The 22,195-nt window shown below is 41.6% G+C and carries 12 protein-coding genes; 9 read left to right on the top strand and 3 right to left on the bottom strand.

All coding sequences use genetic code 11. From position 1 onward, the window contains the following. Positions 1 to 80: 80 nt before the first annotated feature. Both P5683_RS13550 and P5683_RS13555 read right to left on the bottom strand, forming a co-directional pair. Complete coding sequence (locus P5683_RS13550; protein WP_006625327.1) at positions 81 to 1,793, bottom strand: hypothetical protein; 1,713 nt, start codon at positions 1,791 to 1,793, stop codon at positions 81 to 83. 39 nt (positions 1,794 to 1,832) lie between these two features. Further along, positions 1,833 to 3,047, bottom strand: a complete 1,215-nt coding sequence (locus tag P5683_RS13555; RefSeq protein ID WP_006670207.1) for a glycosyltransferase family 4 protein — start codon at positions 3,045 to 3,047, stop codon at positions 1,833 to 1,835. A gap of 83 nt (positions 3,048 to 3,130) precedes the next feature. Between P5683_RS13555 and P5683_RS13560 the strand changes: the two genes are divergently transcribed. The 8 genes from P5683_RS13560 (at position 3,131) to P5683_RS13595 (ending at position 20,578) form a co-directional block, all read left to right on the top strand. Beyond that, the gene (locus P5683_RS13560) at positions 3,131 to 3,562 is read left to right on the top strand and encodes a nucleotide-diphospho-sugar transferase superfamily (protein ID WP_006670206.1); all 432 of its coding nucleotides are present in this window, start codon (positions 3,131 to 3,133) and stop codon (positions 3,560 to 3,562) included. A 60-nt stretch (positions 3,563 to 3,622) separates the two neighbouring features. Next, entirely contained in the window at positions 3,623 to 4,456 is an 834-nt protein-coding gene (locus tag P5683_RS13565) for a hypothetical protein (RefSeq protein ID WP_235677572.1), read from the top strand. A gap of 55 nt (positions 4,457 to 4,511) precedes the next feature. After that, a complete protein-coding gene (locus P5683_RS13570) occupies positions 4,512 to 5,459 on the top strand; it encodes a glycosyltransferase family 2 protein (protein ID WP_006670204.1) in 948 nt (315 codons plus the stop codon). Between the two features lie 272 nt (positions 5,460 to 5,731). Next, positions 5,732 to 11,569: an AAA family ATPase gene (locus P5683_RS13575; protein ID WP_315640164.1), complete on the top strand. Its 5,838-nt coding sequence runs from the start codon at positions 5,732 to 5,734 to the stop codon at positions 11,567 to 11,569. 58 nt (positions 11,570 to 11,627) lie between these two features. Continuing rightward, complete coding sequence (locus tag P5683_RS13580; protein ID WP_187758366.1) at positions 11,628 to 14,831, top strand: PAS domain S-box protein; 3,204 nt, start codon at positions 11,628 to 11,630, stop codon at positions 14,829 to 14,831. Positions 14,832 to 14,925: 94 nt separating this feature from the next. Next, positions 14,926 to 16,167 (top strand): MFS transporter, encoded by a 1,242-nt coding sequence (locus P5683_RS13585; RefSeq protein WP_006625318.1) that lies wholly within the window; start codon positions 14,926 to 14,928, stop codon positions 16,165 to 16,167. Between the two features lie 72 nt (positions 16,168 to 16,239). Then, a complete protein-coding gene (recJ, locus tag P5683_RS13590; protein ID WP_315641890.1) occupies positions 16,240 to 18,300 on the top strand; it encodes a single-stranded-DNA-specific exonuclease RecJ in 2,061 nt (686 codons plus the stop codon). Between the two features lie 175 nt (positions 18,301 to 18,475). After that, a complete protein-coding gene (locus P5683_RS13595) occupies positions 18,476 to 20,578 on the top strand; it encodes a M3 family metallopeptidase (protein WP_315641889.1) in 2,103 nt (700 codons plus the stop codon). A gap of 67 nt (positions 20,579 to 20,645) precedes the next feature. Here P5683_RS13595 and P5683_RS13600 read toward each other — a convergent pair whose 3' ends face one another. Beyond that, positions 20,646 to 21,284, bottom strand: coding sequence for a pentapeptide repeat-containing protein (locus tag P5683_RS13600; RefSeq protein WP_396442566.1), 639 nt, complete (start codon positions 21,282 to 21,284; stop codon positions 20,646 to 20,648). Positions 21,285 to 21,497: 213 nt separating this feature from the next. Between P5683_RS13600 and P5683_RS13605 the strand changes: the two genes are divergently transcribed. Beyond that, positions 21,498 to 22,195: lysophospholipid acyltransferase family protein (locus P5683_RS13605; protein WP_315645481.1), on the top strand; the 698-nt coding region annotated here is incomplete at its 3' end.

The raw sequence follows: 22,195 nt of genomic DNA on the forward strand, positions 1-22,195 counted from the left end.
TTCTTATACCATATTGCCCTAAAATATTAACCTAATTTGAGATTAAATCATGCTCCTAAGAGAGCACCAGAGCCAATGGATTAATCTAACAATTGGCGAATGCGGGTTTTGTTGTCTGGGGAGGCTTGAGATTGGGTTTCTAACCATGCGATCGCTTCATCTCTCCCGAATTGGGCCACCAAAATGAGAGCGCCCCAGGCTTGCAAATCTGGTTCTTCTGGGTTTTCCAGCAGCGCTGCTTGAATGCGGTTTTTGATTCTTCCCCCGTCAGCCTGTAGGAGGTTTAACAGTTCGGTTTGGTTAAGGCTCGCGCTTTGAACCACATTTAGGGCTTCACTCCAACGACCATCAATAAGTCCCGCGAGTACCTTTTGAGTCGGACTTGCCCAAGCTGCTGTAGCCTGAGCATCTGTAATGCTGGCATGGAACTGAATTAATTGCAGTTGTGCCTCCGCTAATGCTGGCCATTTTTGGGGATAATCGCCACCGGTGCCGGAATTGTTCTTGAGGGGTTGCATCAGACTTAAAGCCGGAGACCACAAACCGCTGCGAGCTAGTCTAATAGCTCTTCGATAAGCATAGTGGTCAACAACTTCTTGATCTAGGGAGATGCTAACTAACTCAATGGGGTTAGGAACAAAGCGGCGGGGTCGGACTTGATAAATGCTGAATTGTGGCTCAAGTCCCATGGTTTGTTCAACTAATAATTCTGGGTAAGGTCCCCCGGTGACGTTTTCCCATATAGGATGCTGTCCCGCAGCACTTTTCCACTCCAACATCGAACTGAGGTGATAATGTTTGGGGTTGTAATGAATTATATGTCCGTAGGGAACTCGGGTATCCCCCACCAGACGGGTTCCATATAAGTTAAACCATACTCCCGATTCAGGAACCCTATTTTTAAACGTCGTGATATCAGTTAGGGGTAGTGGTCTATTACCGCCCTGCTGATTAGCACGAGTTCCAATCAAAGATGCCAGTACAAAAGACTCTGCTGGTCCGTTGACGGGTAGTTCATAAACTAGGCGATATAACTCAGGAGTCCCCACCGCTTGATAGGGAGTTTGTACTGATTTATAAACTCGCAGTTCCACAATTTCTTTACAACCAGTGGGACAGGGGATGGTTGTACTAGATTCGCGGGTCTGCATTACTGGAATTAACAGATCTACGGGTGTTTGAACGAGGGATTCATGGGGGAGTAGGAATGAGCGCCAGGGTTTGAGGTAGGGATTTTGGGCGAATAACCTTTCCTCTAGCCTAGCTGTACTGACACTATTGCTCATATCCCCTAAAACTTCTCGATTAGGAAGGGGTAGGGGTTCAGCAAAAAAACGACCTTGGGCTTTGAGTTCTTCTCGGATTTGCTCCAGGCTATAAAGATAATCGTTGGGTTTTAGGGGAATTTGGGTACTCGCGGGTAGAAATTGATTAAGCCAAATTCCTACGTCAGGATTGAGAATCAGTTGGTAACTAAACCAAGCGCTGACGCTGAATAGGGCTGAACCACCAAATAGTAGGCTAAAGGCTAGACTATCGGCTAACCACTTTTTTAGTGCTACTGATAGGGGGCTTGGGGACTGGCGAGTTCTGACAGTTGGCTTGTGTTTATGGTGGCCGATATTGCCCCCGCCCTGACCCGCCACGTTGGGCTTTTGGGCTAAGGGGCGGGAAGGGGGCTGCTGTGATAATGGTTGTTTCTGGCGGCTGGGTGAAACAGCTTGGCGTTTCTGATTAGTCCCCCTGGATTTCTTGTCTATGGGTCGATTAAATCGGACTTGTCTATTGTTCATATTTGGCAACTGACTCCCCTAACTTTATGGTGATGACCTTCAACCGATGAGGACTTGTTCATAGCGCTGACCTGCTCGTTCCCAAGTATATTCAGTTTCGATGAGCGATCGCGCTTTTTGAGAAAGTTCTTGTCTGAGATCTGGGTTTTCAAACAGCCTGGCTATCTGTTGGACATATTCCTCAACTGTGTTAGCTCGTAAAGCCCGCAGTTCGACTCCTTCACCATCGACGGCTAAACCTTCTAAACCGCGATCGCTCGCTACCAAGGGAACTCCGGCAGCCATAGTCTCTAGGGTTTTATTTTTGATGCCGAACCCGGTTCGCATTGGGATTACACAGACTGTGGCTTTATGTAAATATTCTGCCATTGAAGGTACACGACCCGTTACGTTTACCCCTGGACAATAGGCTAGTTCTAACACTTCTGGTACGGGTCTGGCTCCTACGATAGTAATGGTGGTATCTGAAGCGCGTTTTTGGATCTGGGGTAATATCTCTAGGGCGAGAAATCTAGCCGCGTCAATGTTGGCTATGTTGTCCATGGCTCCGACAAAGATGAGTTGATGTCCACCTGGGTCGAAAGTTCGATAGGGAAACTGCTCAAAGTTTACGCCATTTGGGATAATTTCCACCTTCGCTATGGGGTTAAAGTGTTGCATCTGTTCCCCGTCTTCGGGAGTGGTGGCAACAATGGAGGAAAATTTGGTACAATATTGTTGCTCATAACGATAAAGTAGGGGAAGGTTAAGGCGATCGCGTAGGGGTTTCTCTGCCGTTTGAGTCTCTAGCTGCTGCCGACAGGTTGCATAAACTGAACTGTGGACATTAACGACTGTTTTTAAGCGGTCTTTCCATTCGGGGCGCACATAACTCTCATTAATGCTATGTTCGCAGGTGATGACATCATAGCCTTCGTCTTCAACTACTTGATCAATCCACTCCTGCATATCCACCGAGTAGGTTGCTCTAACATTGGGAGGAGTGCCACTGAGTAGGAATTGGCCAAATCGAGAGATTTTGCCGAAAATGCCCCAGTTTGCTTCTGCGGGTTCACTTCTGGGAAACACCTGGAGCCGATCTACGCACTGACTGAGTTCTTCAATGTCATCATCAGTGACATCAGAGGTGCGTTGTGTTACAAGAGTAATAGGGTGTGTCTGGCTCAAAAATTTGAGTAGGTTAAAGGTACGGACTTGGGTTCCACCTTTGGTAGGAGGATAGGGGAATGTGGAAGAAATCATTAAAATTTTCATCGGCATTTAAGTTGATGGGAAAGTCTCAGTAATTAACTGGGTAATTGTTAATTCAAATTAGATCTGATTAAGGAGTTGACCCCATGGCATCTTGTGGTATATACACTTTAGCAAATGATGTGGTTTTCGATCAACTGGTAGCTTTTTTAAATAGCGTAGAGGTTAATGTGAGTCCAGATATACCTATTTGTATTATTCCCTATGATGACCGTATGGAGCAGGTAAAAAAGGAAATTGGCGATCGCCCCAATGTTAGCATTTATGAAGATCAGCAAGAGATCCAGCGATGGGAAGATTTTGCTAAAGAAGTGTGGATGAACCATCCCCTAGCATTTCAGAAAAGTAATGCTCGCCTCATTGAATCAAGAATGCGTTTTCAGAGAAAAATGGCGGCTTTTCAAGGATACTTTGATAAGTTTTTATTTTATGATGCTGATACTTTAGCGATGAAACCGGTAGATGATATGTTTCTGAAACTAGATACCTACAAAACAAGCAAACGTATCATCACTTAGTTAACTGCTAAAGGGTGGTAATTTTTTGATTGTTGAAAATCTCAAACAGGTTAATCATTTATGTTGGGTTTTGTCGTACCGATTAAAAGTCGTAAGATATCTAAATCTTGGGATAATCTTTCTCTCCTACTGGAAAGAACTGCTAGGTCAATGTGCAATCAGACTCATCCTGATTTTCGGATGATTGTAGTCTGTCAAGAAAAACCTAATATTAAGTTTGAACATCCGAATTTACACTACCTGACGGTGGATTTAAGTTTGCCTGTACCGACAACAATAGTCGAAAAACGGGTGGATAAAATGTATAAAGTTATCGCCGGAGTTCGTTTAGCCAAGGAAATGGGATGTTCTCACATTATGCAGGCTGATGGTGATGATTGTGTAAGCCGATGTTTAGCTGATTTGGTAGCCCAAAATAAATCGGTTGATGGCTACTTCTTCAAAAAAGGGTATGTCTATAATCATAATAGCAATGTTATGAAAGTCATGCGTAAAGGGTTCCATCTTTATTGTGGCACAACTCATATTATTAGAAGTGATTTATATGATGCCTCAGAGGAAACTTTAGCAAGAATTCCTGAGTCGATCACATCCCCTAGTCAAATTCCTAAAGATATTCATCATTTCTACTATTGTCATAATTATTTTACGAGGGGTGTAGAGTCGAAAGGATCCCACCTTGAGCGACTTCCTTTTGTGGGGTCTATTTATATTTTAGGAAATAGTGAAAATCTATCTTCGGAAGATTTCGTTAATATTGAAAAACGGAAAAATATGTCTCTGAAAGTTAGACTGCTAAACCTGAAAGCTAGTCTATTCGATTACCGAAAATTAACCCCGAAGATTCGAGAAGAATTTGGTCTTTATGATATTGAACTAATCAATCCCTGGTAGAAAAGACGAGGACATATTAAACTTGATCATGTCGAGTGAAAGTTAAGCTGATTCTGTGGCTAAAATTACCGTTTGTATTCCTACTTATAACCGGGTTAACCTGTTACCGATCGCCATCGCCAGTGTTCTGGAACAAACCGAACAAGATTTCGAGTTAATTGTCTGTGATGACGGTTCGACTGATGGAACCGTGGAGATTATGTCTCGCTATGAAGACCCGCGATTGCGCTATATTCGCCATCAAAAAAATATTGGCAAAAGTAATAATATGCGATCGGGTTTTGATGCGGCTACGGGGGAATATTTTATTAAATTTGATGATGACGATCGCCTGACTCCAGAATTTCTCGAAAAAACCAGTGCCATTTTAGAGCAAAACCCTACCGTTGATTTTGTAGGGACTGACCACTGGATAATTGATATTAACAATAACCGAGACCAAACCGCCACAGATATTAACTCGGTCAAATGGGGACGCAGCCAACTCCCAGAAGGTATAGTTGAAAATCTCCTAGAAGTAGTATTTATTCAGCAAAGTTTTCAAATAGGAGCTACCCTCTGTCGTCGCCAAGCCTTAATTGATGTGGGGTATATGCGCCCGAATATTCAAAACTGCGAAGATAATGATTTATTAGTGCGTCTCGCCTTAGCCGGAAAGCAGGGATATTATATTCCCCAAAGGTTGATGGAATATCGGGTTCATGCTGAACAACAAGGGTTAAACCGGGCTATTCCTTATTTACGCGATCAAATCACTTATTTAGAAAATTTCCAATTCCCATCAGAAAAGCTGGAAACAATTAGGCGATCGCGCCTGGCTGAATCTCAACTTTTATTAGGGTTGCGAATGGTAGAAACTGGCGATACACAAGCCGGACGAGTCTTAATTGTAGCCGGACAATCAGCATCTCTCCCCAAAGCCTGGACAGGGTTGGCTATTTCTGTGCTTCCTCAACCTGTACGGAAACAAATCTTTACTCTTCTGCGGCGGGCTAAAAGCTAAAATCCTGCCTAGGAGTTGAGGCTGTGATGGGTTTTGGGTAAATCTACGCCACCAGCCCAAACCCAACAGCTATAAGAGATGGTATGGTTATAATTAAAGTGTTACGGCCCCAAAAAGCGTGGCTGATAACCTAAGCAGGAGTCAGTACGTTGCCATGGAGTTAGGGGGCTTCAGGCCTTTTTTCTGTGGCAGCATAGATATCGATCGCCATTTTAACTATTTGACTATTCATAAAACCATAAAAATCGAGAAACAACAGAAGCATTAAGGTTATGAATATTATTGCCAACTTACCCGGTTATAAAATCACAGAAGAGTTATACACAGGGAGTAGAACCCTAGTTTATCGAGGCATTCGTAGCAGTGACCAGCAACCTGTAGTTATCAAAATTTTACGACACGAATACCCTAGTTTTAACGAACTTGTCCAATTTCGCCATCAATATACTATTGCCAAAAATCTCGACTTTCCCAATATTGTTAAACCCTTGAGTTTAGAAGTATATGGTAATAGCTATGCTTTAATTATGGAAGATTGTGGGGGAGTTGCCCTATACCAATATTTAGAATCAGCCAGAAATAAACATACCAAATATCACTATTTTCATGTGGAAGATTTTCTAAAAATTGCCATTCAAATTGCCGACACTCTACATTATCTTCACCAAAACAGGGTAATTCACAAAGATATTAAACCTGCCAACCTTTTGATTAATCCTGATCATCAACAAGTTAAATTAATTGATTTTAGTATTTCATCCTTACTACCACGGGAAGCACCAGAAGTTAAAAATCCTCATATTTTAGAGGGGACATTATGCTATATTTCTCCAGAACAAACAGGTCGAATGAATCGAGGGATAGATTATCGAAGCGATTTCTATTCCCTGGGAGTTACCTGCTATGAATTGCTGACCGGAAAACTACCGTTTCAATCGTCAGATGTGATGGAGTTGGTACATTGTCATCTCGCCAAACAGCCCCCACCAATTCACGAAATTAACCCGAATATTCCTATAGTGATATCAGAAATTGTTAGTAAACTGATGGCGAAAAATGCCGAAGATCGCTATCAGAGTGCCTTGGGAATTAAATATGATTTAGAGGAATGTTTACATCAATTACAAGAAACCGGTAATATTGATAGCTTTGCGATCGCACAACAAGACATAAGCGATCGCTTTATGATTCCCGAAAAACTCTATGGTCGAGAAGCCGAAGTTCAGCAACTATTAGCCGCCTTTGATAGAGTCAATATGAATCAAACCGAAATGATGCTAGTGGCGGGTTTTTCCGGAATTGGTAAAACTGCAGTTATCAATGAAGTTCATAAACCCATAGTCCGACAAAGAGGCTATTTTATTAAAGGTAAATATGACCAATTTAATCGTCATATACCTTGGGCTGCCTTCGTGCAAGCATTCCGGGATTTAATGGGTCAAATTTTATCAGAATCTGATGCTAAAATTCAAACATGGAAAACCGAGATTCTGGAAGCAGTGGGAGAGAATGGTCAAGTTTTGATTGATGTTATCCCCGAGTTAGAAAAGATTATTGGTCCGCAACCACCAGCGGTAGAATTATCAGGTAATGCTGCTCAAAATCGCTTTAATCTACTGTTTCAAAAATTCCTGCAAGTTTTCACCAGCCAAGAACATCCCCTGGTGATATTTTTAGATGATTGGCAATGGTCAGATTCAGCATCATTAAACTTACTCCAACTATTGATGCAAGAGACTCAAGGATATTTGTTAATCTTAGGAGCCTATCGAGATCATGAAGTTTCACCAGTACATCCGTTTATTTTAACCGTTGATGAGATAATCCAAAGCGGAGCCACAGTTAATACAATTACCTTGTCACCTCTGCCAGAATTAGATATAAATCAGTTAGTAGCAGATACCCTGAATTGTCAATTATCTATGGCTAAATCCTTGGCTAAGTTAGTTTACCAAAAAACCCATGGTAATCCTTTTTTTGCCACCCAGTTACTCAAGGCTTTACATGATGAAAAATTAATTGTATTTGAGCAAAAAAAATCTTCATTTAAACCAGGATTCAGTCAAGGGGGATGGCAATGTGATATGGCGAAAGTGCAAGCCTTAACCCTTAGTGATGATGTGGTAGAGTTCATGGCATTACCATTGCAGAAATTGCCTAAAGATACTCAAGATCTTTTAAAGTTGGCTGCTTGTATTGGGTCGGATTTTGATTTAAATACTTTAGCAATTGTGAGTCAGAAGCCAACCCATGTAACGGCTGTAGCTTTATGGAAAGCATTACAAGAAGGCTTAATTATTCCGACCACTAAAATTTATAAATTTTTCACTCAATCCGAAAATCAAGAACTGTTTAATAGTGCAGCAAATCCCACTTATAGATTTTTGCACGATCGCATTCAACAAGCCAGTTATTCTTTAATTCCTGACCACCAAAAACAAGCCACTCATCTGCAAATTGGACAATTGCTACAGCACAACTTATCACCGACAGAAGTAGAAGAAAAATTGTTTGATATTGTGGGTCATTTGAATTTAGGTCATGGTTTAATAACTGATACCCAAGAACGAGAAACTTTAGCCCAACTCAACTTATCAGCAGCACAAAAAGCCAGAAATTCTACAGCTTATGTGGCGGCGAGAAATTTGGTGGAAACTGGACTAGAGTTGCTGGCGGATGACTGCTGGGAAAGTCAGTATCAACTGGCTTTAAATATGTATGTTACTGCGACAGAAACTGCCTACTTAAATGCTGATTTTGACACCATGGAAACCCTATCAAGTTTGGTGCAAAAATCATCTAAAAATATCCTTAATAAAGTCAAAATTTACGAGATTCAAATAAATGCCCTAACTGCTCAGAGTCGGATGTTAGAAGCGATCGCTGTAGCCGAAAATGCACTTAAAGAACTAGGAGTTGAGTTTTCGTCCCAACCAGATGAAGCCTTGACCGCGAAAACATTAGAAACTATTTCTCAGCAACTAGAAGGCAAAAAAATTGAGGATTTAGTGAACTTTCCAGTTATGGAAGATCCAGAAACCTTGGCGGCTATGGAACTATTAGGGATTTTGTTTGCTCCTATTTTTCTAGGAAATCCTACTATACTACCTCTGTTGGGGTTCACTATGGTTAGTTTATCTCTGAGGTTTGGTAATGCACCTACATCAACCATTGGTTATGCAATTTATGGTATGGTACTTTCTGCCTTTTTAGGAGAGGTTAAAAAAGGTTATAAATTTGGGCGAGTCGCCTTGATTTTACTGGATAAGTTTAATGTCCGAAAACTAAAAGCTCTGACATTACTGCTATTTGGTACTTTTCTTCAGCATCGCCAAGAACCATTAAGATCCGCTATTCCTACCCTCAAAAATGGTTATATGGCAGCCATAGAAACTGGTCAAATTCTCTATGCTGGTTATAACATTTTTAACTACTTTTATGATAATTTCTTCGCGGGAGTGCGTCTAGATAATTGGGAAGGAGAAATTGACAATTACTGTGTAGTTTTAGAGAAAGCCAAACAAGATTCTCCCCTAACCTACCTGAAGATTAAAAAGCAGATGGTGTATAATTTTCGGGAAATTGTCGATTCACCATATTTATTGAAGGGGAACGACTACAATGAAATAGTGATGATTCCTAAGCATCATCATGATAATGAATTAACTGCTCTGGCTGTGGTCTATATCTATAAATTGATTCTTGCTTATCTATTTGGTGAATATCATCATGCTGGGGAATATATTGCCAAAGCTGATCAATATTTGATGGCAGTGGGAGGAACAATTTATATTCCGGTTTTCCATTTCTATGCTGGTTTAACCTATTTAGCTTTATGCTCCACGTCAAAAATTGACCAAGATTATAGTCTGGATATGGTTAAAAGTCATCAGAAAAAATTAGCGGAATGGGCAGAGTCTTCCCCCAATAATCATCAGCATAAAGTTGATTTGTTAGCGGCTGAAAAATGTCGATTCTTTGGAGAAAAAGCAGAGGCTATTGATTTATACGATCGCGCTATTACCGGAGCCAAAGACAACAAATATATCCAAGAAGAAGCCTTAGCTAATGAACTAGCGGCTAAATTTTACCTAAATTGGGGTAAAGCTAAAGTTGCCGCTGGGTATATGCAAGATGCCTATTATGGTTATGCTAAATGGGGTGCAAAAGCTAAGGTGGCGGATTTAGAAAAACGCTATCCTAAACTGTTGAACCCGATTTTACACCGACCTCGTGCTACTAATTTATTCAAGGAAACTATTGCCAGGGGTATGATGACTTCTACTCATACTTCTAGTAGCATTTCCGAAATCCTGGATTTAACAACTTTGCTGCAAGCATCTCAAGCTATTTCTAGTGAAATTGAATTAGACAAGCTGATTAGTAACTTGTTAAAAATAGTGATTAATAATGCGGGAGCTAATAAGTGTATATTGGTGCTTAAACAAGATGATAAATTTAATGTAGTTGCCATATTAGAACCCGGAAAATCACCGGAGATATTACCATCAATTCCCCTAGAAGCTAGTCAAGATTTGCCGATTAGTGTAGTTAATAATGTTCGCCGTACTGGCAAGTATTTAGTGCTGGCAGATGCCAGAATAAATCCCAGGTTTTATGCTGATACTTATATCCAAAATAACCATCCTAAAAGTGTTATCTGTATCCCGATTATCAACCAAGGTCAGTTGATGGGTATTTTATATTTGGAAAATAATTTAACTATAGGAGCCTTTACGAGCGATCGCGTTGAGTTGCTCAAATTTCTCTGTTCTCAAGCTGCCATTTCTCTGGAAAACGGGCGACTTTATGAGGAATCACAGACTTATAATCACAAACTAAAACAATATGTAGAAAAACTAGAATTAAGTGAAGCACGTTATCGTTATTTAGCCACTGCTACATCTCAAATTATTTGGCTGGCTAGTCCTGAAGGAGAAAACCTAGATACAGTTCATTGGATTGCATATACTGGACAAACCCTAGAAGAAGTCAAGGGAAGGGGATGGCTAAATGCCTTGCATCCTGATGATCTCCCTCACACTACTAAAGTTTGGCAAAAAGCAGTGGAAACTAAGAGTTTATATAAGACCGAATACCGCATTCGTGGCGCTGATGGTATTTACCGTTATTTTGCTGTTCAAGGAGTCCCTATTTTCGCCAAAGATGGTAGTGTGAAAGAATGGATTGGCACTTGCACTGATATTGATGCGCGCAGACGTGCTGAAAATAAACTGCGTGAAAAATCTCAGCAGTTGGAGCAAACTTTACAGGAACTGCAAACTATGCAACTGCAACTGGTGCAGAATGAAAAAATGTCAGCTTTAGGAAATTTAGTGGCAGGTGTTGCCCATGAAATTAACAATCCCGTGGGCTGTATTAAGTGCAATATTCCCCCGGTGATTAATTATATTAAAGACTTGTTGGGTTTGATTGATTTATACCAAGAAAAATATTCTGTGACTGATGATGAGATTCAAGATAAAATAGAATCCATAGAACTGGATTATATCCGAGAAGATTTGCCCAAATTAATTAGAGCAATGCGGGAGGCAGTCGGACGCATTCAAGATCTAAGTGTAAGTTTAAGAACTTTCTCCCGCGCCGATACTGATCGCCCGGTTGCTTGCCATATTCACGATGGCATTGATAGTACATTGATGATTCTGAAGCATCGCCTAAAAGCTAACCAGATGCGCCCAGAAATTCAAGTAATTAAGGAATACGGTAATCTACCCCATATTAAGTGTTATGCTGGACAGTTAAATCAGGTATTTATGAATATTTTAAGTAATGCTATTGATGCTTTAGATGAATCAAATAAAGGGCGAGATTATGGGGAAATTAATAATCATATTTTGGTAAAAACTGAGTTATCTGGTGACGGCAACTATGCCAGGATTCGGATTAAAGATAATGGCGTGGGTATCAGTGATGATGTCAAATTTAAAATATTTGAGCATTTATTTACTACCAAAAATGTGGGTAAAGGTACGGGTTTAGGATTAGCGATCGCTAGACAAATTGTGGTTGATAAACACTCAGGTATGCTAGAAGTAAATTCAACTTTAGGTGAGGGTACAGAATTTGTGATTTCTATTCCTTGTTAATCGTGTCAGATGGTTAATGATTGCCAATATTAGGTTCCTATATCAGACATATTTTCCCATGAAATTAAAGCAAAAAATCGCGGCTACCTATATTGCCACCCTAGGAATTGCTATCACCGGAACTACTATCGGTTTACTGGTAGGTAATTACTATGAAAAACCGGCTATAATCAACCGGGATGCTGTAGTTAACCAATACGCACTGCTCAACCATTTACAAGTTAAGATATTATACAACCGACCTAGTAAACAACTATCTCCATATCTGTCCGAACCAGAGGGTTTTCGGCAATCTGTTAATGCCTTTATGCAAAGGTTAGATGAAATTGATGATCTGCTAACAGAATATGAACAACTTGATCAAGATAAAAAAACGCCTGAACTGCAATTACTATTTTCTGAATATCAGGAAACTGTGGGGATTTTTGCCGAAAGATTAAACAGATTTGCTACAGCAGTAGAAGGATTAAATTTTGCCGATGACCAAATACAAGCTGCACAGCAAGAGTTAATTGCACTTATCCAAAGCCCAGAATTTGCTAATTTTATCGAATTACCCGACCAGCTAACTGAGGTAACCAATCGTACTAGAAAACAGCTAAAACTGGCAGAATTAGAGTTAGCAAAAGCCCAAAAAATGCGGAATTATATTGCTACCAATAGCCTGCTATTATCAGTGGCGATCGCATCCCTAGCCGGAATGCTTCTCAGTCGAGCGATCGCCCGTCAGGAAATAGCTAACCAAGCTGAACGCGAACGACTACAATTAGCTTTAGAATCTGCAAATATTGCCACTTGGGAATGGAACCCACAAACCCAACAAGTATATTTTGATAGTCGTTGGAAAACCATATTAGGCTACCAAAGTGATGAAATTAAGGATTCCCTAGAATCATGGGAAAGTCGTGTACATCCAGAGGATATAGAGTTAGTTCATGAACAAATCCAAAAACACATCCGAGGTGAAATACCAATTTATGAAAATGAACATCGCCTGCGCTGCAAAGATGGTTCCTATAGATGGAATTTTGCCAGGGGTAAAGTGGTAGAGTGGGATCAACAAGGAAAACCCATCAGGTTTATTGGCATTAATTATGATATTTCCGATCGCCAAGAAGCTGAAAATAAATTGCGTGAGAGTGAGGGAATTTGGCGCACTCTATGTGATGTGACTCCCGCTGCGATCGCCATGTTTGATACCCAGATGCGATACCTAGTCGCTAACCGGGCTTGGTATCAACAATATGGCTTAGAAAATCAAGAAATTATCGGGCGATCGCACTATGAAATTTTCCCCGATATTCCCCAACGTTGGAAAGATATTCATAGCCGTTGTTTAACAGGAGTAACCGAGAAATCAGAAGCCGATTTATGGATGCGTGATGATGGAGGTTCAGACTGGGTATGTTGGGAAATTCGTCCTTGGATTGATGGGAATGGTAACATTGGTGGCTTACTGATGTATACAGAAGTAATTACCGAACGCAAAGCCAATGAAATCACCCTTTCCGAACTTAGTAAACAATTAAAAAAAGCCCAAGAAGTTGCCCATTTAGGTTACTGGTCTTTTGATATTACCACCCAAAAAATTAGTTGGTCGGAAGAAGTTTTTCACATTTTTGGCTTAGACCCCGACCAAGGAGAGCCAAATTTTGAGCAAAATCTCCAACTTTATCACCCCGAAGATCGTGACTTCTTTTTACAGAGAGTTGGTGAAGCTAACCAAGGTATTCCTCAAAACTTTGATGCGCGTATTATCCGTCCTAATGGAGAAATTCGCTATATTAATAGTCGCATTGAATTAGAGTTTAGAGATGGTCAACTGGTGCGGATGTTTGGCATTGTCATAGATATAACCGATCGCCAAACAGAAGAAGCCTTACGTTCTCTACTCACCCGCACTCAACTGTTAAGTCATATTAGCACAGAAATTCGCAATTCCCTCGACTTAGATACAATTTTACAAAATGCAGTTAATGCAATTTTTGCGGAACTCAAAGTAGATATTTGTAGCTTTGGTTGGTATAACCATCATGATGATTCCGGTATATGGGAAGTAGTGACAGAGCAGAAAAAGCCAGGATTTACCAGTTGGCTTGGTCCTTATCAATTGAATGATTTTCCCCGGTTATTTGAAAAAATATTTAGGGAAGAATTTTATAGTTTGGATATTAGGACATCAGAAGACCAAAAAGAAGTAGATTTTTGTCAGGGAATGGGGATTACACTTTATTTAGCCTTACCCATTCATACAGAAAGCAAAATTGGGGCTTTTGAATTAGGTCGTAGCCAGGGAGATGCACCTTGGCAAGATGATGAAATTGACCTCTTAAAAAACATTGCTAATCAAGTTGCGATCGCTATTCAACAAGCCCAACTTTATCAAGAATCCCAAGCCAAAAGCCAAGAAATTGAACGTGCTTACCGAGAACTCCAAGACACCCAAATGCAGTTAATCCAATCAGAAAAAATGTCAAGTTTGGGTCAATTAGTTGCCGGGGTTGCCCATGAAATTAACAACCCGGTTAGTTTTATTTATGGTAACTTAAGCCACACATCCCAATATACGGAAGATTTATTATACCTACTCCAATTATATCAACAATCCTATCCAGAAACTCCCGCCAATATTGCCGATTTTATCGAAGAGATTGATTTAGATTTTATGAAAGAAGATTTACCCCAAATCATTAATTCAATGAAAACCGGAGCCGAGCGCATTCGTGATATTGTCAAATCCCTGCGAACCTTCTCGCGCTTAGACGAAGCCAAATTAAAAGCAGTAGACCTCCATGAAAATTTAGAAAGCACCCTAGTCATTTTACAAAATCGGTTAAATGGTAGAGCCGGAAATCCCCCCATAGAAGTGATTAAAGATTATGGTGATTTGCCAGATTATGAGTGTTATATTGGCTTGTTAAATCAGGTATTTTTGAATGTATTAGCCAATGCCATACAGGCTATTGAGGAGCGACACAATCATCAAACAGACGCTGACTATAGTGGTAAAATCACCATTACTACATCTTTAGATTCACTGGCTATATTCATTGCCATTAAAGATAATGGCATCGGTATGAGTCCAGAAGTTCAAGGCAAAATTTTTAACCCATTTTTCACCACTAAACCCATTGGTCAAGGCACAGGTATGGGATTACCCACCAGCTATCAAATTATCACCCAAAATCACCGAGGCGAGTTAAATTTTACCTCAGTGTTGGGGGAAGGAAGCGAATTTATGATTAAGCTACCCCTGAGTTGAGATAGCCTCTATCAAAAATCTGATATCCCCTTAATCCCCCTCAATCCCCCAGTGAAGACTCTATACTAATCACCATTGCTTATGGAGTTTTCCCTTGAATATCCTATTTATAATTAAAACCCGACAGCGACGCAGCCTGCTGATGCTGTTTATAGCGGGTCTATGTTTCTGGTCTGCCATTACTACATTGCTACCGACCCTCCCCCTGTATATTGCCTATCTGGGGGGGACTAAGCAACAAATAGGCTTAGTTATGGGGGCTTTTGCCCTAGGACTGCTACCCTCCCGCGTCTTCCTGGGTCCCCTAGCAGATAAACGAGGCAGAAAGCTAGTATTGCTGATCGGGACAATAGTCGCGACGGTAGCACCCCTTGGCTATTTATTCGCTGATTCGATGCCGTTAATGGCTTTATTAAGGGCTTTTCATGGCATCAGCATAGCAGCCTTTACCATTGGCTACACAGCCCTAGTCACAGATTTAGCCCCGGAAAACCGTCGCGGGGAAATAGTCGGTTATATGAGTCTGGTAGCCCCCATTGGTATGGCTATTGGTCCAGCTTTAGGCGGTTTTATCCAGGCGGGAATGGGTTATGGTCCTCTGTTTATCAGTGGTACTGTTTTTGGGCTATTATCACTTTTGGCAATTTCTCAGGTATTAGAAGCCTCAAGAAACCCAGAAACCAGCGACCAGTCACAAACAAAGGGATCACCCATAGCTAATTATCTCCAGCGTCTGGGAAGTCCAGCATTGAAAATCCCAGCCTTAGTTCTGTTGATGGTGGGGCTAATTTTCGGCACTTTAGTAACTTTTATCCCGCTATATATCCAAGATTCTGGGCTAAATCTCAATCCGGGGCTATTTTATAGCATGAAAGCGATCGCCAGTTTTGCCGTCCGTCTACCCATGGGTCGCGCCTCTGACCGCTATGGTCGGGGTATTTTTATCACCACAGGTCTGATATGTTATCTAGTTTCGATGTTCATCCTAGCGATCGCCAATAACAATTTTGATGTCTTGCTGGCTGGTTTATTTGAAGGTACAGCCGCAGGAATTACGATTCCGATGATGTTAACCCTAATCGCCGATCGCTGTTTACCCCAGGAAAGAGGCCAATTTTTCTCAATTTGTTTAGGGGGATTTGATTTAGGATTAGCCCTCGCCGGACCGATTTTCGGTTCCATCGCCGATGTGGTAGGATATCGTAACCTATTCACCATCAACACAGGTTTAGCCGCCGTCGCCCTACTATTATTTATCACCCAGTCTAGTCGCAACCTGCGCGAATCTTTCCGATTTGCTGTTGGTCGTGGTAAAGATAGTTATGCCATTAACTGATACTTCCTCAATAGCGAACCCCTGATATAATTATTACGATCAAGGATGAAAACATTGGCAATTTGAGTCACCGTGGAAGACAAACCTCCCATCACCACAGAACCACTACTACCAAAACAGCGCTGGTATATTTTCCCAGAACGCCCCGAAATTGCCCAGAGTCTATCTGAAACCACCGGGGTTCACCCTATTATTGCCCAAATCCTGATCAACCGGGGAATCGAAACCAAAGAACAAGCCGAAGCCTTCCTTAACCCCCAATCCCAAACTCTCCCGGAACCTATGGAGGAGTTCCCAGACTTACCCAAAACTGTCGAATTGCTGCAAAATGCCATTGATAATCAACAAAAAATTGCCATCTGTGGGGACTATGATGCTGATGGGATGACGAGTACAGCCTTATTAATTAGAGCCCTTTCTCAATTAGGCGCAGATATTACATCAGCAATTCCTAGTCGGATGCAAGAAGGCTATGGTATCAATAATCGCATTGTCGAGGAATTTCACGATCAGGGTATCTCGATAATTATCACTGTGGATAATGGTATTTCGGCGATCGCTCCGGTGGCTAGGGCGAAAGAATTGGGGCTAACTGTGATTATCACAGACCACCATGATCTGCCTCCCCAACTCCCTAACGCTGATGCTATTCTCAATCCCAAATTACTGCCAAAAACTTCCCCCTATTATGGCTTGGCTGGAGTTGGTGTGGCTTATATATTAGCCCTATCCTTAGCTAAACTCCGAGGAGAAAGGGACAGTTTGCGCTGGCAGTTATTGGAACTATTTACCCTAGGAACTATCGCTGATATGGCTCCTTTAAATGGAGTTAATCGCCGTTGGGTAAAACGGGGTTTGCAAATTTTGCCGGAGTCGAAAATTGCGGGAGTGCAAGCATTAATTCAAATAGCAGGATTGGCTAACCAACAGCCGAATTTAAACAATTCTACTACTTCGATGAAACCAGAAGATATCGGCTTTCGCCTCGGACCTCGGATTAATGCGATCGGACGCATTGGACATCCCCAGGTGGTGATTGAACTGTTAACTACTGACCACATGGGAACGGCGTTAGAACAGGCGAAAGAGTGCGAAGAAACTAACCTACTACGGAAACAGCTTTGTGCGGATATTGAACAGGAAGCTATTGATTGGTATGAAAATAGTAATATTAACCTTGAACAAGAACGGGTTTTAGTTCCCTGTCACCCAAAATGGCATCATGGAGTTATTGGAATTGTGGCTTCCCGACTGGTGGAACGCTACGGAGTTCCGGTGTTTATTTGTACTTATGAAGATGAGGAAAATCTGCGGGGGTCGGCGCGGGGCATTCCGGAATTTCATGTGTTTGAAGCACTGCAATTTTGTCAAGATCTCCTCGGTAAATTTGGCGGACATAAAGCGGCTGGTGGCTTTTCTTTACCGGCGGCTAATTTGCCTAAGTTTAAACAGCGCTTGAGTGAATTTGCTCATCAATGTCTGCAAGTTGAACATCTCCGACCTTTAATTAATGTTGATGTGAGCATAAATTTGAGAGATATTAACTATAAATTATATGACCAAATTGATAAAATACAACCCTGTGGGATTGAAAATAGTGAGCCAGTTTTTTGGACTCCTAAGCTGCGAATTGTCCATCAAAAAATAGTCGGCAAAAGTCATATTAAACTAACTTTATCTCAAGATTTACCACCGGAAATCACCATGGCTGTTTTACCTACTATATCTGCGATCGCCTGGCGGTGGGCTGATTATTTTCCCCTCCCTTCCCCCCTGGATTTTGCTTATAAATTACGGAAAAATACCTGGAATAATCAAACGGCGATCGAGTTGGAAATTGTGGGTGTGCGACTTCCGGAAACCTGTGTTCCTCTAAATCGCCGCCTGGCTGAATTTAATTATTGCGATCGGACTTACAAGTGTAATATTACTCCTATTGGAGACAACTGGGAATTAAGAATTCGTAACCAAAAGGGAGAGGTTCTAGCTATTCAACCTGGACAAAAAACCGGGTTATTAGGAATTAGTCGATCCGCAGCCAAAACTGTTGATATTTCTCACCCCTTTTTTATGAAATTAATCGAAGCCGCCCAAGCCGCCCTGGGTGTTAAATTACCCTTTTTAAATAATTAACTACCTGAAATCAAGGAATCCTGTAGGGTCGGGTTCCAGTGTCACAAATTACCACCACCAACATTACTCAACTCGCCCCACCCAACCAGATAGTTAATTATCAGTTGATAACTATTCAAGCAGAGATTATATTATTATGCTATACCAAAAGTAGCGATAGCATTGATGTCAATTGATGAATCATAACACTATGACCCAGAATCCACTTTTAATCGGAAAAGGACTTCCCCCCTTTGCAGATATTACTACAGATAATGTAGTCCCAGGAATCACCCAACTTTTAGAGGAACTAGAAACCACCCTTAGTAAATTAGAAGAAAACGCCGAACCCACCTGGTCAGGATTAGTTGAACCTCTCCAGGAACTCCAAGAACGTCTGGTTTGGAGTTGGGGTATAATTAATCATCTGATGGGTGTTAAAAATAGCCCAGAACTGCGAGAAGCCCATCAAACAGTACAGCCCCAAGTGGTTCAATTTATCAACCGTCTGAACCAAAGCCAACCCCTATACAAGGCATTTAAAGCGTTAGCAGATTCACCCGATTGGGAATCCCTAGAACCTGCTCAAAAACGGATTGTAGAAGCCACCATTAGAGATGCTGAATTGTCTGGGGTAGGATTAACCGGAGAAATATGCGATCGCTTTAACGCTATTCAACTAGAATTAGCCGAACTAGCTACCCAATTTTCTAACCAAGTTATTGACGCAACCAAAGCCTTTAGCCTCACCCTAACCACCCCAGAAGAAATAGACGGCTTACCCCCCAGCTTACTCAGTCTAGCAGCCCAAGCAGCCAGAGAAGCCGGAGAAGAAAACGCCACCCCAGAAAACGGACCCTGGCGAATTACCCTAGACTTTCCCAGTTTTGGACCGTTTCTTAAATATAGCACCCGCCGAGATTTACGCGAAACCGTATATCGCGCTTATATCAGTCGCGCCTCCGAGGGAGAACTCAACAATTTTCCCTTAATTGAACGCATTTTAAAACTGCGTAAAGAGAAAGCAGAAATTCTCGGTTTTTCCAGTTACGCAGAACTGAGTTTAGCCAGTAAAATGGCTCCCGATGTCGCCGCCGTTGAACAACTCCTAGAAGAACTGCGAACAGTTAGCTATGACGCAGGAGTTCAGGAATTTGAAGAACTCAAAGTCTATGCTAAATCCCAAGGGGAAACAGGCGACCTGAAACATTGGGATATTAGCTTTTGGTCGGAACGCCAAAGGTCAGACAAATTTTCCTATACAGATGAAGAACTGCGCCCCTATTTTCCCCTAAATCAAGTTCTGGATGGCTTGTTTGGACTGGTGCAGCGTATCTTTAATATTACCATTACGCCCGCTGATGGTTTAGCCCCAATTTGGCATCCTGATGTCCGCTATTTTCAAGTAGCTGATGAACAGGAAAATGCGATCGCCTATTTTTACCTAGACCCCTACAGTCGTCCCGCCGAAAAACGAGGCGGCGCTTGGATGGCTGACTGCATTAACCGCGCCAAAATCATCGAAGATGGTATCACTAAAATTCGCCTTCCCGTCGCCTATTTACAATGCAATCAGACCCCACCTGTAGACGGAAAACCGAGTTTAATGACCTTCTCCGAGGTAGAAACCCTATTCCACGAATTTGGTCATGGTTTACAACATATGCTGACCACCGTGGATTATCCTGGCGCATCTGGTATTAATAATGTAGAGTGGGATGCCGTGGAATTACCCAGCCAATTTATGGAAAACTGGTGTTATGATCGCTCTACATTATTTGGGATGGCTAAACATTACGAAACCGGGGAAACTCTCCCAGAACACTATTACCAAAAAATACTTGCCTCCCGCAATTATATGAGTGGTACAGCCATGTTACGACAAATTCATTTTTCCTTGGTCGATTTGGAATTACACCACCGTTACCAACCCGGAGGTAAAGAAACTGTCAATGATGTGCGTCAACGTCTTGCTGCTGAAACCACCGTTTTACCACCTCTTCCAGAAGACGCATTTTTATGTAGTTTCGGTCATATTTTTGCCGGAGGATATGCCGCCGGATATTACAGCTACAAATGGGCGGAAGTTCTCAGCGCCGACGCTTTTGCCGCCTTTGAGGAAGCTGGATTAGATAATGATTCCGCCGTGGTTTCTATTGGGGAAAAATTCCGCCATACCGTATTAGCCCTAGGCGGCAGTTTGCACCCTATGGAGGTGTTTAAATCTTTCCGAGGACGAGAACCTAGTACCAAACCATTACTGATTCATTCGGGGTTAGTTCCAGCTCTTAGAGCTTAGTCTCAGGGAAAATTGGTGCGTCAGATACCTATGACGCACCTCCCGAACAACTGAACACTAACAATATCTATAGGGCTGTATTTTCCTGGTAAATAGACCCATCTGGCATAATTGTCCCCTCTAAAATAACACCCCGCACATTAGCATTAACTAAATTAGCCCCTTCCAAGTTAGCATGACTCAGATTAGTAGGTTTTTGAAATTCTCGGAAAGAAAAACTATGCAGGTCAGCTTCCCTCAAATTACTATCAGCTAAGTTAGCATATTCTAAGTTAGCACTTTGTAAACTAGCCTGCTGTAAATCAGCACCAATTAGGTTAGCACCCCAGAGTATAGCTTCGATTAAATTAGCACTTTGTAGATAAGCGCCCTGTAAATTAGCTAAGGTTAAATTAGCTTTTAATAGTTCCGAATTATTGAGATTAGCACTCATCAAATTAGCATGATTTAGGTCAGCTTCAAAAAGTTTGGCTCCCTGTAAATTAGCTCCCTGTAATTTGGCTCCACCTAGTCGCGCTTTCTGTAATATAGCATTTTGTAAATTGGCTCCTTGTAAATTTGCCCTAGTTAGGTTAGCGCCAGTTAGATCAAGTTCTCGGAGATCAGCACCCTGTAGATCACACACTTTCCACAAAAATGAGACACAGATATTTTGTTTAAGTAAGCGATCGCGATCGGATAAATTGGCAGCATTAACCGGGGTCATCAATCCCCAGCCAAGTGCAATACAGAGTACAATCGATATTGCCAATTTGAGCATTTTAATTAATTATCCTTCCCATTAAATAGCTCATCACATTTTATGATAACCTTTATATGTATAACATAACCGGAAGTGCGATCGCCATAATTATCATAATTATTAATAAACTCAGAGGGGTTATGATTAAGGAAAGCTAAATTTCAGGTGTCTATACTAATGTCAAACCAAACATCCCCTAGTTGCAACTCTTCAAACTCCTTTGAATCCGAGGTTTCCCCATGGTTAACCCCCCTCACTTACTGGCTGATGGGTCGAATTTTCATGCCTCTATATTTTCAACAAATTGAAGTAGAGGGTCAAGAGTATATTCCACGGGAAGGACCGGTAATTTTAGCCCCCACCCACCGTTCGCGATGGGACCCCCTGATCTTAGGCTACGTTGCTGGAAGGTCAGTTACGGGGAGGGATTTGCGATACATGGTTTTATGGGAACAAACCCAAGGACTCCAGGGGTGGTTTGTCAAAAAGTTGGGAGGATTTCCCGTTAATCGCGAAAATCCAGGAACCGCCAGCATTAGATATAGTGTCGAACTTCTCCAAAATCAGGAAATGTTGGTACTGTTTCCAGAGGGACATATTTTTCAAGATAATCAAATTCACCCGATTAAATCAGGTGTAGCCAGAATTGCACTACAAGCGATCGCCAATCAACCCGATTTCAAGTTACCAATTATTCCCATCGCCATTTGTTATGATCGACAACCTCCCATTTCTAAAGGAACGCGGGTTAAGGTAAACATTGGCGCTCCCATTCCGGTTGACACAGAAGATGGTGAGTCAAAAAAAACAGCCACCAAAAGGATTACAGCTAATTTAGAACAGGCTTTAAAAATACTCTTTTCTGACTCCTTACC

The sequence above is a fragment of the Limnospira sp. PMC 1279.21 genome (assembly GCF_032349615.1).
Classification (GTDB): Bacteria; Cyanobacteriota; Cyanobacteriia; order Cyanobacteriales; family Microcoleaceae; genus Limnospira; species Limnospira fusiformis.

Excerpts from the sequence above, each read along its gene's own strand:
- P5683_RS13575 (WP_315640164.1), top strand. The coding sequence starts at position 5,732 with ATGAATATTATTGCCAACTTACCCGGTTATAAAATCACAGAAGAGTTA.
- P5683_RS13555 (WP_006670207.1), bottom strand. The coding sequence starts at position 3,047 with ATGAAAATTTTAATGATTTCTTCCACATTCCCCTATCCTCCTACCAAA.
- P5683_RS13600 (WP_396442566.1), bottom strand. The coding sequence starts at position 21,284 with ATGACCCCGGTTAATGCTGCCAATTTATCCGATCGCGATCGCTTACTT.
- P5683_RS13565 (WP_235677572.1), top strand. The coding sequence starts at position 3,623 with ATGTTGGGTTTTGTCGTACCGATTAAAAGTCGTAAGATATCTAAATCT.
- P5683_RS13560 (WP_006670206.1), top strand. The coding sequence starts at position 3,131 with ATGGCATCTTGTGGTATATACACTTTAGCAAATGATGTGGTTTTCGAT.
- P5683_RS13595 (WP_315641889.1), top strand. The coding sequence starts at position 18,476 with ATGAATCATAACACTATGACCCAGAATCCACTTTTAATCGGAAAAGGA.
- P5683_RS13550 (WP_006625327.1), bottom strand. The coding sequence starts at position 1,793 with ATGAACAATAGACAAGTCCGATTTAATCGACCCATAGACAAGAAATCC.
- P5683_RS13580 (WP_187758366.1), top strand. The coding sequence starts at position 11,628 with ATGAAATTAAAGCAAAAAATCGCGGCTACCTATATTGCCACCCTAGGA.